Below are 12458 nucleotides of genomic sequence, written 5' to 3' on the forward strand. Positions count from 1 at the left end.
TTGCGACGCCGCAAATCAGGTGGACGCCAGAGCCCGTCCCGGCAAGCCTTTGCGGCCTGACCGGACAATGAAGGTCCTCCAATGAGAAACAGCCGCGCCTGCACCTGTCGCTCTCGACGGAAGCAGGCGTCCTGCAGGGCTGCCATGGCAGAGGGGGTGTAGGACAGGGGGAAAGCGAGGCTGACGGGGGATTGAGGGCAAGAAACCCCGGCCATCCCCGCACTCGAGCGCGTCCGCCCCCGTTCAGGAAGGCATCCGCGCTGGTGACAGGCCATGCCTGTCACCCATGCGAGATCATGGCTCGGTTGCGAGCAGATAGAGCTGGCGCAGCGCGTCGACCGGCTTGAGTACGCCTTCATGCTCGATGTGCCAGAAAGTCCAGCCATTGCAGCTCGGCGCGCCTTGCAGTGTCGCGCCCAACTTGTGGATCGATCCCACCTGCGTCCCGCTTTCCAGGCTGCCGTCAGCCCGCACATGGGCATTCCAGCGGCCCTTGACGTCCCGGAGCGCGGTCCCCGGCGCGATCATCCCCGTCTCGACCAGCGTGCCGAACGCGACGCGCGGCTGGCTGCGCGGCGACTGCATGATGGCGAGCGCGCTTTCATCGAGCGGCAGGGCCGCCGCGATGCGCTCGCGCGCCACCTCGCAATAGCTGTCCTCGCGCTCGATCCCGATCCAGCGGCGACCGAGGCGACGTGCCACCGCGCCTGTCGTACCGGTGCCGAAAAAGGGATCGAGCACCACATCGCCCGGCTTGGTGCAGGACAGCAGCACGCGATAAAGCAGCGCCTCGGGCTTCTGCGTGGGATGCGCCTTGTGCCCGTCCCTCTTGAGCCGCTCCTGCCCCGCGCAGATCGGAAGCACCCAGTCCGAGCGCATCTGCAACTCGTCATTGAGCGTCTTCATCGCGCGATAATTGAAGGTGTATTTCGCTTTCTCGCCCTGGCTCGCCCAGATCATGGTCTCATGCGCATTGGTGAACCGCGTGCCCTTGAAGTTGGGCATGGGATTGGCCTTGCGCCACACGATGTCGTTGAGGATCCAGAAGCCGGCATCCTGCATCAGCGCGCCGACGCGGAAGATGTTGTGATAGCTGCCGATGACCCAGATGGTGCCGTCCGGCTTCAGGATACGCCGGGCCTCGGACAGCCATTCGCGGCAGAAGGCATCATAAGCGCCATAGCTGTCGAAATGGTCCCAGGCATCGTCCACGGCATCCACGCGCCCGCCTTCGGGGCGAAAGAGATCGCCCCCCAGCTGGAGATTATAAGGCGGATCGGCGAAGATCATGTCCACGCTGCCGGTCGGCAGCGTCCGCATGATGGCAATGCAATCCCCCTGCAGCAGCATGTCGAGCGGCAGGCTGACGCTCTCCTTGCGCGACACTGTCTTCAGACGTGTCGGCCGATCCGCGACCTTCGCGATAACCCCCATGACGGCAATTCCCCTGTTCGTTCGGCACGGGTTTGAGTCCCCGCGACTCAGCCGTCAAGCTCGGTAATCTTGGTTTACGGATGGCTTGCCGAGAGCCGGGAAGCGGAACGAAACGAGTCCCCCACGAGGGATGGAGTCTCGCGATTCGATCCAGACTCAACATCTTGTGGTGTTGCACGCAGGACTCAATCCTTCCGCGCCCCGGCTTTTTTTTGTGACGCCCGGTTCCATGCGTCACAACAGCCCGGGCCCGGACAGGAGCAGCCAGATACCGATCCCCGCGAACAGCATCGCCGCGACGATCCGCACCGCCTTCAGCGGTACGCGCCGGACCAGCTCATGGCCGAGGAACACGGCGGGGACATTGGCCAGCAGCATTCCCAGCGTCGTGCCGAGCGTCACCATCCCGACCTGCTGAAACTGCGCGCCTAGAGCGACGGTCGCGACCTGCGTCTTGTCGCCCATCTCCACCAGAAAGAACGCGACCGTGGTGGTGAGGAAAGGCCCGAAGCGACCGGGCTCTTCCGGCAGATCGTCCATCTTGTCGGGAATGAGAGTCCATAGGGCCATCGCCAGGAACGAGGCTGCGACCAGATAATGGAACCAGGCGGCGCGAACCAGCGAAGCGACGCTGACCCCGAGCAGCGCAGCGAGGAAATGATTGGCGAGCGTGGCCGCGAGAATGCCCAGGATGATCGGCAGCGGCCTGCGAAAGCGCGTAGCGAGCAGGATGGCGAGCAACTGGGTCTTGTCGCCGATCTCGGCCAGCGCGACCACGGCGGTCGAAGTAAACAAGGCTTCCATGATGATGCACTCAGGGCCAGGGCGATCATACCGAATGACATCGCACCTCCCGCCCGGCCCGGACGAAAGCGCAACGTCATTGGTCTCGCCTGGACCTCCGTCCCCCGCCGCCATGACCTCTCGGCCAAGTATGTTGACGCGCGGGCCCGCCGAACCGGCGGCTGGCTACTCCCCAAGTGACGCAAGCCCGCTAAGGGAAAGCGGCGCGCGCGTCAATCTCGGAGGCGCACGCCGCGCTGGGGGATTTGTGGCAAAGTCCCGCGCCGCCCGCCTCGTTTGCCCGTTTCAGGCCAGCGCCATCTGCGCGACGGGCGTGAAGCTGCGTCGATGCAGCGGGCTGGGACCATGCGCACGCAGGGCGGCGAGATGATCGGGCGTGCCATAGCCCTTGTTGCGCTCCCAGCCATATTGCGGATGGGCCAGAGCCGCCTCGCGCATCAGCGCATCGCGATGTTCCTTCGCGATGATGGACGCGGCGGAGATGCAGGGTTCGAGCGCATCTCCCCCGACGATCGGGCGTGCGCTCCAGCGCCATTCAGGACGGCGACCATGAGGCGTCAGATTGCCATCGATGAGCACTTCAAGCGGATCGCAGCCGATGCGGGCGCACAGTGCCTCCACGGCGAGCGTCATCGCCAGCATGGTCGCGCCGAAGATGTTGAGCTGGTCGATCTCCGCCACGTCGACCACGCCGATGGCCCAGTGGCATCGCCGCTTGATGGTCGCTTCCAGTTCCGCGCGGCGCGCCGCGCTCAGCTTCTTGCTGTCATCGAGACCCGCCGGGCGGGGCTTGCACAGAATCACCGCTGCTGCCACGACCGGGCCGGCGAGCGGACCCCGGCCGGCTTCGTCCACGCCCGCGATCATGGCAGGCGCCAGGGCGGATAGCGCCGGTTCTCGCCGGCCGCGTACAGGCAGACGCGATTGCCGGCCGGATCGACAAGCCACGCCTCGCGCCAGCCCCAGGCCTGCGTCACCGTCTCGCTATCGAAGACGAGACCGGCCGACTGAAGCTGTGCCACGCGCGCGTCCAGATCATCGCACTCGAAATAGACCGCCGGGCTCTCACCATGAATGGAAAGCGTCGCACCGCCCGGCGCCTCGAACCGCGCATAGCCATTGCCGGGACTGTCCACGATGAGCCGCAGGCCGAGATCCTCGTAGAAGTCGCGCGAGGCGGCATAATCCAGCATCGGTACGCTCAACTGGTTGAGCCGCGCGGGCGGCCCGAGGTCGAGCCGAACGGTGCCATGCCCCATCGGACCATGACCCTGGCCCAGCCCCGGCGCGTCCCGCAGCGCCAGCCGCACGAAGAGACGCGCCCGCTCGATGGCCTGGGGCAGATCGAGCCCCTGCCCCAGCCCGCAGGCAATCGCGCTGGCCAGCGTGCATCCGGTGCCATGCGTATGGGGCGTATCGATGCGCGAGCCTTCCCACCGGGCGATCTCGCCTTCCGGCCCAACCAGCCGGTCGATGATCGTCTCGCCCGGCGCATGACCGCCCTTCACCAGCAGCATCTCGCCGCGCACCGTCAGTTCATGCTCGCCGCCCAGTGCCTCCAGCTCGGGGAGGTTGGGCGTCGTGAGAAAGGCCCAGCCCATCAGCTCGTGCAGGCTGTCGATCGTCTCCGCATCCGCCAGCGTGCCGCCGCTGCTGGCGACCATCACCGGATCGAGGACGACCGGCGCGCCGATCGTTTCCAGCCGCTCGGCGAGCGCCAGCGCCGTCTGCGCCGAGCCGATCATGCCGATCTTCACGGCATCCACGCCGATGTCGCTCACCACGCTGTCGATCTGCGCCAGAACCATCTCGGTCGGCACGGGATGGATGCCCTGCACACCCAGCGTGTTCTGCGCGGTGATGGCGGTGATCGCCGTCATCGGATGGCCGCCCAGCATGGTGACGGTGCGGATATCGGCCTGAATGCCGGCGCCGCCGCCTGAATCGGAGCCGGCGATGATGAGGATGCGGGGAATCGTCATCAGGCGCTTTTGCCGAGTGCATCGGCCGGTGTCGAGCCATCGCCCGGCCGAAACACGACCGGAACGGCTTTCAGGCTGGCTGGCCGATCGCAATCGGGTGCCCAAGCCGTTCCAGCGCGCGCAATCCATGCACGCAAGCCATGCCCCAACCGCTCAGCCGCGGAAGCGCCGCTCCGTGGCGGCGGGGTGATCCAAGAGCGCCTTGCCCCTGCGGGTTGGCCGGTCGAGCAGGTCACCGCCGCAATTGGGGCAGCGGTCGTCCATCTCCTCCGCGCAGGTCGCGCAGAATGTGCATTCGAACGAGCAGATGAAGGCGCCACCCGCGTCGGCGGGCAGATCGGCGCCGCAGCGCTCGCAGTCGGGGCGCATCTCAAGCATGGATAGGACCCTGCTCAGGCATTCACGGCCGCGGCGCCGGCCACCGCGTCACAGATACGATCGACCACGCGCTTCACCTGTTCGCCATCGTCTCCTTCCGCCATCACGCGGATCACGGGCTCGGTGCCGGAGGGACGGATGACGAGGCGGCCGACGCCTTCCAGCTCCTTCTCCGCCTGCGCGATCACTGCCTTGACGCTTTCCGCCTCCAGCGGCTTGCCCCCTGCGAAGCGGACATTCTTCAGCAGTTGCGGCACCGGCTCGAACTGGCGCAGCAGCTCGCTGGCCGGCCTGCCGCTTTCCACCAGCGCGGCAAGCACCTGCAATGCGGCGATGGTGCCGTCCCCGGTCGTCGCATAATCGCTCAGGATCATGTGGCCGGACTGCTCGCCGCCCACATTGTAGCCGCCCTGCCGCATCGCCTCGAGCACATAGCGGTCGCCCACCTTGGTGCGCACGAGCGGAATGCCCTTGTCGCCGAGCAGTCGTTCCAGCCCGAGATTGGACATGACCGTCGCCACCACGCCGCCGCCGCGCAGCGTACCGCGCGCGGCCCAGCTCGTGCCGATGAGCGCCATGATCTGGTCACCGTCGACGATCGCGCCGCTCTCGTCCACCACGATCAGCCTGTCCGCATCGCCATCGAGCGCGATGCCGATATCCGCCCCGGAGGCGACCACGGTTTCCTGCAGAAGCTGCGGCGCGGTCGATCCGCAATCCTGATTGATGTTGATGCCGTTGGGCGTCACGCCGATCGGGACCAGTTCGGCACCCAGTTCCCAGAAGGTCGTGGGTGCGGTGTTGTAGGCCGCGCCATTGGCGCAATCGAGCGCGACCTTCAGTCCGTCCAGCCGCAGATGCGCCGGGAACGTGGATTTCACGAAATGGATGTAGCGTCCGCGCCCGTCCTCGATCCGCCGGGCCCGGCCGATATGGGCCGGCTCGGCAAGCGGAATGTCGCCATTCTCGATCAGGGCCTCGATCTTCATTTCGTCGGCATCGGAGAGCTTGTAGCCATCGGGGCCGAACAGCTTGATGCCATTGTCGAAATAGGGATTGTGGCTGGCGGAGATCATCACGCCGAGATCCGCGCGCATCGATTCCGCGAGCATCGCGACGGCCGGCGTGGGAATGGGGCCGAACTGGACCACATCCATGCCCACGCTGGTGAAGCCGGCGACCAGCGCATTCTCGATCATGTAGCCGGACAATCGCGTGTCCTTGCCGATGACGACGCGATGCCGGTGGTTGCCGCGCATGAAATGACGGCCGGCCGCCATGCCCACTCGCATGGCCATTTCCGCGGTCATCGGCGCCGTGTTGGTGCGGCCGCGGATGCCATCCGTGCCGAAGAAGCGTCTGCTCATGGCGCTCCAGGTTTCTGTTTTGCCATATTTTTCGAGTCGCCGGATGTTCCCATCCAGCATCGATACTCTAGCGAAGGCATAGCGCAGGGCGCCAGTATTTTCGGTCCGCTTCCTCCGGCATGTGCGAACCGGCGCGTAGACCACCCGTTGTCAGCCCTGCCCCCTGGGCAGATTTGTCGGTCATGGCGGGAGGGGAAGCGCCTCGGCGCCTCCCCTCCCGGCCGCTCAGTTTGCCGTGGGCGTCACGCGAAGCCCTTCTTCCGGACGGTCATCCGTTGGCGGCGGCTCGTCGCGAAGCGTGTCGAGGTGCATCAGCTTCCTGATGACCGGTGAGACCGCCAGAACCGCGACGGCAATACCCACCGTCCACCAGCCGATGGTCGAATAGACCGCCAGCGTGCCTTCCTTGGTCATCTCGCCGCCATGCCCCCCGGTCGCTTCGCCGATCTTGCCGGCCACGAAATTGCCGACGGCCGTCATGTAGAACCAGGCCCCCATGATGAGGCTTGCCAGATGCTTCGGTGCCAGCCGGTTCATCGCGGAAAGGCCGACAGGCGAAAGACACAGCTCACCGGTCGTCTGGAACAGGTAGACCAGGAAGACGAAGATAACCGGCGTCAGCGCTGCCATGCCGACCGACTGGGCACCCCAGACGAAGATCAGGAAAGAGAAGCCGACCTGCCCCAGCGCCAGGCCGAACTTGGCGGGCGCCGAAGGCTCCCAGCCGCGCTTGCCCAGAAAGACCCAGAGCCACGCGAAGACCGGCCCCAGCAGCACGATATAGATCGGGTTGATCGACTGGAACAGCGAGGCTGGCACGCCGCCCCGGTCAACATAACGGTCCGTATAGAGATTGAGGCTGCCGCCGGCCTGCTCGAACAGTCCCCAGAAGACCGGGTTGAGCGCGATAAGGAAGAGGATTGCGAACATCCGGTCACGCGCATGGGGTTCCAGCTTCAGCGCCGAGAACATCACATAGCCGAGCAGGCCGATGCCCGAGACGATGAGCAGGTTCTGGATGATGCTCTGATATTGCACCAGGAACCAGATCACCGCGATCGAAGCGATGCCGATGCCGTAAAGCCCCCATTCGAGCTGCTTGGTGAGGAGCCGGGGCGGTTCGCCCTGCCCCATGAGCCAGGGCTTGCCGAGAATGAAGACCAGCGCGCCCAGCAACATGCCGACCCCTGCCGCGCCGAAACCATATTTCCAGCCATAGGTCTCGCCCAGCCAGCCCGCCATGATCGTGCCGATGGCCGCGCCTACGTTGATGCCGACATAGAAGATCGTATAGGCGCCGTCGCGGCGAGGATCGGTCAGGCCGTAGAGCTGGCCGACGATCACGGAGATGTTGGCCTTGAGGAAGCCCGAGCCGACGACGATGCAGGAAAGCGCGAGCCAGAAGATGTTGATCGTGGGGTCTGCCTGTCCGCCCGTTCCTTCGAACGCCATCAGCAGATGGCCAGCGGTCAGGATCAGCGCACCGAACAGCACCGCCTTGCGCTGGCCGAGATATTTGTCCGCCAGATAGCCACCCAGCACGGGCGTGATGTAGACGAGGCTGGTATAGGCGCCATAGACCAGATTGGCCTGCCCGTCCGCGAACAGCCAGTGCTTGGTGAGGTAGAAAATGAGCAGGGCCCGCATGCCGTAATAGGAAAAACGTTCCCACATTTCGGCGAAGAAGAGAATGTAGAGACCCTTGGGATGTCCAAGGAATTCAGGTTTCTTGCTGGATAGTCCGGCAGCGCCGCCGATCAGCAGGATCAGCAGCACGCCGAGCGCGATCGCAGGTATGGTGGCCATAAAGTCTCCCGTTTCGCGCGCCGGCGCCTGACCCCCAATGGCCGTCACGTGTCTGGCTGCGCGAAGATTGATCGAGCGAGACTAGAGATAAACCGGGCGCTGTGAAGCGCATTTTTTCCGCGTCTTTCTGCGAGCGGTTCGCAAAGGTCTTGGCGGCGGCGGCGCATTTCGCTAGCGCTTGGCCATGCTCAATGATCGCTCATCCCTGCTCGCTTATCTCTCCACCCGACGCTCCGGAAAGCCGCGCGACCTGGCAGAGCCCGGCCCCGACCTCGATCAGATGCGGGAAATGGTGCGGATCGCCGCGCGCACGCCCGATCATGGAAAGCTTGCACCCTGGCGGTTCGTGATCGTGCCGGGCGATCGGCGCGAGACGCTGGCCGCCCTCCTGGCCGATGCTTATCTCGCGGAGAAGCCAGAGGCGGGCAGGATGGAGATCGAGGCCATGCACCAGTTCGCACGGCAGGCGCCCGCGCTGATCGTGGTGCTTTACTCGCCGAAGCAAAGCGCCATTCCGCTCTGGGAGCAGGAGCTTTCCGCCGGCGCCGCGACGATGAACCTGCTTCATGCGGCGCATGCCATGGGATTTGCCGGTGGCTGGCTCACTGGCTGGCCCAGCTTCAACGATCGCGTGCGCGATGCATTCGGCAGCCCGGACGAACGGATCGCCGGCTTCGTTTTCATCGGAACGCCGGCGCGCGCGCTCGAGGAACGGCCGCGCCCTGATCTGGACGATATCCTGTCGGTCTGGGGCGAGGACTGAAAGAAGGGCGGACCGGCCCGCCGCCCGGGCCTGTCACGACTCTAAGTTCTTGACCGATTGGCTGTATTATGTCACTGACGCAGCATGATCGACGACAACCGTCCCGTCTATCTGCGTTTGCGTGATGTCATCGCCGCAGCCATCCTCGAGGGGCGCTATGGAGATGGCGATATCCTCCCCTCCGTGCGCGCCTTCGCCGCCCAGCAAGGCGCTAATCCACTCACCGTCGCCAAGGCTTATCAGAGCTTTCAGGATGACGGCCTGGTGCAGGTGAAGCGCGGCGTCGGCATGTTCGTATCCCCCGGTGCCTCGCGCAAGTTACGGGCCATGGAGCGCGAACGGTTCTTTTCCTCGGTCTGGCCCCCGGTCGTGGAGCAGATGAATCGCATCGGCATCACGCTGGACGAGCTGACGGACCGGACCGAAGCCTGAGGCACGGCCTCCTTCAGCCCTGCAGATTATAGCTTTTCATCAGGTCGTAGAGCGTAGGCCGGCTCACGCCGAGCATGCGGGCAGCCCCCGAGATATTGCCATCGGCACGCGTGAGGGCACGGCGGATCGCCTGCTGGTCGGCGGCTTCACGCGCGGCTCGTAGATTGATGACGCCCTCGGCACCTTCCCCGTCGACGAGATCGAGATCGGCGGCGCTCACCAGCTTCCCGTCCGCCAGGATGACCGCGCGCTTCACGCGATTTTCCAGCTCGCGCACATTGCCCGGCCAGGCCCATTCGTCGATGGCGGCGATGGCATCCGCCGCGAGTCCCTTCACTTGCGGATTGAGTTCGCGAGCGTAGCGCGCCACGAAATGCCGGGCCAGCAGCACGGCATCCCCGGCGCGCTCCGCCAGCGCCGGAATGCGGATCACGATCTCGGCGAGGCGGTAATAGAGATCCTCGCGAAATCGCCCGTCTGCGATCATCGCTTCGAGATTCTGATGCGTCGCGCACACGATGCGGCAGTCCACGGCGATGGGCTGGCGCCCGCCGAGCCGCTCGATCACCCGCTCCTGCAGGAAGCGCAGCAGCTTCACCTGGAGTGCGAGCGGAATGTCGCCCACTTCATCCAGGAACAGCGTGCCGCCCTCGGCCTGCTCGATCTTGCCCGCCACCGTCCGCACGGCCCCGGTGAAAGCGCCCTTCTCATGACCGAAGAGCTCGCTTTCCAGCAGCGTCTCGGGAATGGCGGCGCAATTGATCGCAACAAAGGGACCGGATGCCCGATCGCTCGCTTCGTGCAGGCCGCGCGCCAGCAATTCCTTGCCGGTGCCGCTCGCGCCGAGCAGCATCACCGTGACATTGGCATTCGCGACCCGCTCGATCATCCGGGCCACCTTGAGCATCTCCGGGGCCGCCGTGATGAGCCGCCCCAGCACCTGCCTGTCCTCGGGGGCCGCTTCGGCAAGGCGCCGGTTTTCGCTTTCGAGGGCATGGACATGGAAAGCGCGCGAGACGATGTGGCCGAGCGCCTCGATATCGATCGGCTTCTGGTAGAAGTCCCACGCCCCTTCCGCGATGGCGCGCCGTGCGCTGGCGCGCTCGCCATGCCCGGATGCGACGATCACTTTCGTCTCGGGGCGTTCGGCGAGCATCTGTGCGAGCAGCGCCATGCCTTCGCTGATACCGTCGGGATCCGGTGGCAGGCCGAGGTCAAGCGTGACCACCGGCGGCGCCTCGCTGCGCAGGATCTCCAGCGCATCCTCACGGTTTCCGGCGATGAAGAGCTGATAATCATCATAGGCCCAGCGCAATTGCCGCTGGAGTCCGGCATCGTCCTCGACGATCAGCAGCTTGGGGCGAGTATCGGGCATCAACCGGTCTTCCGTGCCGGCACGGAGCCGGTTGTGGGGGTGTCAGCCGCCTGCTTAGCGGCAAAAGGCAACCGGATCGTAAAGCATGTGCCTTCGCCCGGCCTGCTCTCGACATCCAGGCTGCCGCCCATGGCGGATATGAGCAACCGGGCCTCATGGGCCCCGAGGCCGAAGCCGTCCGCCTTGGTGGAGCTGAACGGACGGAACAGCTCATCCCGGATGAACGCAGGCGCCATTCCCTCGCCGCGGTCGACCACGCGGAGGCAGGCAGCTTCCTCCTCCTCGGAGAGCATGATCTGCACGATCCGGCCGGCCGGGCTTGCCTCGATCGCGTTGCGGACCAGATGCGCCATCGCGCGGGATAAACTATCGGCGTCGCCACGAACGGGCCGCATGGCGTCACCGGTCACTTCGACCAGCCCGAGGCCGGCGGCCCAGTTCGGCGCCAGCGTGCGGACCAGCGGCCCCAGCACCATGCTCGCCGTCTCGCGCGGCGGTGCGCCGGGCCGACCCAGCCGCTGGAGCAGTTCGGTCATGCGGGACGCGGTCTCCCGGAGCGTAAGCACCATGTCTTCCCGAAAGGCAGGATTGTCCGCATGACGCTGGGCATTGCTGGCCAGCAAGGTCATGTGACTCACCAGATTCTTGAGATCGTGCAGGATGAAGGCGAAGCGGCGATTGAACTCGTCGAAGCGTTGCGCCTCGGCCAGCGCCGCGCGGCTGCGCGCCTCGCTGATGCGCGTTGCCGCCTCATTGCACACCACGCGCAGCACATCGAGATCCTCCCAATCGAGCCGGCGCCCGCCCGGCGGCTGCGCGAGCAGGATCGCCCCGACGAGCTGTTCGTGGTGGATAAGCGGCGCAATGGCCCAGGCGTCGGCGCTCCGGCGCATCCAGTCCGGCAGCATGGCGCCGTAACGAGGCCAGTCCGCCGCGACATCGACGATCCAGCCGCGCCGGGCCATCTCGTCCGCGAGCTCCGGCGCAAGCTGCTCGGGGGGTGTGCTGCGTTCCAGCCATCGCCACTGGCGCGCGCAGGCCAGACGCCCCTCGGCATCGGCGAGATAAAGCGCCGCCGCCGGCGCGTCCACGGCCTCTGCGATCGCGCGCGTGATCCGTTCATCGAGCGGCACGGTCTCCTCGGCATTGTCCGCCACGTTCGCCGCGAACCGCAGCCAGAGCGCGCGATAATCATATCGATGCGCGAAGAGATGCTTGGATATCGCCACCCGCAGCCATGAACGCAGCGAGGCCGAGGGCATCAACGCGAGCACGGAGACCGCCAGCGCGAACAACATCGCCGACTGCGTCAACCGGCCGAGCGGCGCCGCGATCTCGCCGGAGAACATCGCCGCCATCACCACGACCAGCACATAGAGGGCGATGATGCCCAGCGACACGAGCCGCATCATGACCGTGCGGGAGAGCGCGATGCGACGCGTGCCGTCCGTCCGCAGCCCGACGACCAGCAGCACGGTCGCGAGCGCCATCACGAAGCCGCGCATCGGCGCCACTGCCTCGACCGGACCGCCAAGCAGCCACGCCAGGATATAGTGGTTGAAATCATAGGCCCACATGAGCGCCATGGCGCCTCCGACCCAGATTTCCCGGCGGGCGCCGGCAGTCTCCTCCCTGCGAACCGACAGGCCATGAAGCATGACCAGCGCGCCGAGCGCAAAGACGTCTCGCAGCAGCCAACTCGCTTCAAAGACCGGCAACAACGCGGCGCTGACCGACGCCCCTTCGCCGATCACCAGATCGAGGCAAAGCTGCATGCTCAGCAGAAAGGCCAGCGCGACGAGCACCAGTTGCCGGCCGCGGTGAGCCCCTGCCCCGTCGGGCCTGCGCCTCAAATAGTAGGCCAGCACCGCGAGCCATGCGCCGTTGCGGACGGTCTCGGCGACTCCGTCCGCGATCAGATCCACGCGCAGCACCCCGGCAAGGGCATGGCGCAGCGACCACAGGGCCGTCACCGCAAGCGCGACCACCAGCAGCCGCCCCTCGTGCAGTCGCCCGAAACGGCGCGACGTCAGGATGGCGAGACTGGCGAGCAGGGCCGCGGCGAGGGCATGCCCCGCATGGCCGGCGATCATCCAGAGCGAAGGCATGGACGCGCG

At 65.9% G+C, this 12458-nt stretch carries 11 protein-coding genes and 1 riboswitch; of the genes, 2 read left to right on the plus strand and 9 right to left on the minus strand.

Annotated elements, in window-relative coordinates; all coding sequences use genetic code 11:
* Positions 1 to 294 precede the first annotated feature (294 nt).
* From SLG_RS11205 to SLG_RS11235, 7 genes are all read right to left on the minus strand, one after another.
* Complete coding sequence (locus SLG_RS11205) at positions 295 to 1434, minus strand: site-specific DNA-methyltransferase (RefSeq protein ID WP_014076580.1); 1140 nt, start codon at positions 1432 to 1434, stop codon at positions 295 to 297.
* A gap of 234 nt (positions 1435 to 1668) precedes the next feature.
* Entirely contained in the window at positions 1669 to 2238 is a 570-nt protein-coding gene (locus SLG_RS11210; protein WP_014076581.1) for a TMEM165/GDT1 family protein, read from the minus strand.
* 12 nt (positions 2239 to 2250) lie between these two features.
* A riboswitch (yybP-ykoY riboswitch) is annotated at positions 2251 to 2425 on the minus strand.
* A 98-nt stretch (positions 2426 to 2523) separates the two neighbouring features.
* Positions 2524 to 3105, minus strand: coding sequence for a ribonuclease HII (locus tag SLG_RS11215; RefSeq protein ID WP_014076582.1), 582 nt, complete (start codon positions 3103 to 3105; stop codon positions 2524 to 2526).
* Positions 3102 to 4220, minus strand: coding sequence for a bifunctional hydroxymethylpyrimidine kinase/phosphomethylpyrimidine kinase (gene thiD / locus SLG_RS11220; protein ID WP_014076583.1), 1119 nt, complete (start codon positions 4218 to 4220; stop codon positions 3102 to 3104). Before thiD ends, SLG_RS11215 begins: the two co-directional genes overlap by 4 nt.
* 153 nt (positions 4221 to 4373) lie before the next feature.
* Positions 4374 to 4598 carry a DUF1272 domain-containing protein gene (locus tag SLG_RS11225; protein ID WP_014076584.1) on the minus strand — a complete coding sequence of 75 codons (225 nt, stop codon included), beginning with the start codon at positions 4596 to 4598 and terminating at the stop codon, positions 4374 to 4376.
* A gap of 14 nt (positions 4599 to 4612) precedes the next feature.
* Complete coding sequence (glmM, locus tag SLG_RS11230; RefSeq protein WP_014076585.1) at positions 4613 to 5965, minus strand: phosphoglucosamine mutase; 1353 nt, start codon at positions 5963 to 5965, stop codon at positions 4613 to 4615.
* Positions 5966 to 6190: 225 nt separating this feature from the next.
* Positions 6191 to 7771, minus strand: coding sequence for a peptide MFS transporter (locus SLG_RS11235; protein WP_014076586.1), 1581 nt, complete (start codon positions 7769 to 7771; stop codon positions 6191 to 6193).
* A 184-nt stretch (positions 7772 to 7955) separates the two neighbouring features.
* Here SLG_RS11235 and SLG_RS11240 point away from each other — a divergent pair, with 184 nt between their 5' ends.
* Together SLG_RS11240 and SLG_RS11245 are read left to right on the plus strand one after the other, a co-directional pair.
* Positions 7956 to 8534 (plus strand): nitroreductase family protein, encoded by a 579-nt coding sequence (locus SLG_RS11240; protein ID WP_041391951.1) that lies wholly within the window; start codon positions 7956 to 7958, stop codon positions 8532 to 8534.
* Between the two features lie 84 nt (positions 8535 to 8618).
* The gene (locus SLG_RS11245) at positions 8619 to 8966 is read left to right on the plus strand and encodes a GntR family transcriptional regulator (RefSeq protein ID WP_014076588.1); all 348 of its coding nucleotides are present in this window, start codon (positions 8619 to 8621) and stop codon (positions 8964 to 8966) included.
* A 13-nt stretch (positions 8967 to 8979) separates the two neighbouring features.
* Here the strand turns inward: SLG_RS11245 and prsR are convergent, their stop codons facing one another.
* Both prsR and prsK read right to left on the minus strand, forming a co-directional pair.
* Positions 8980 to 10341, minus strand: a complete 1362-nt coding sequence (gene prsR, locus SLG_RS11250) for a PEP-CTERM-box response regulator transcription factor (protein WP_014076589.1) — start codon at positions 10339 to 10341, stop codon at positions 8980 to 8982.
* Positions 10341 to 12449, minus strand: a complete 2109-nt coding sequence (gene prsK, locus SLG_RS11255) for an XrtA/PEP-CTERM system histidine kinase PrsK (RefSeq protein ID WP_014076590.1) — start codon at positions 12447 to 12449, stop codon at positions 10341 to 10343. Before prsK ends, prsR begins: the two co-directional genes overlap by 1 nt.
* Positions 12450 to 12458: the final 9 nt, after the last annotated feature.

This window comes from Sphingobium sp. SYK-6 (assembly GCF_000283515.1).
Taxonomy (GTDB): Bacteria; Pseudomonadota; Alphaproteobacteria; order Sphingomonadales; family Sphingomonadaceae; genus Sphingobium; species Sphingobium lignivorans.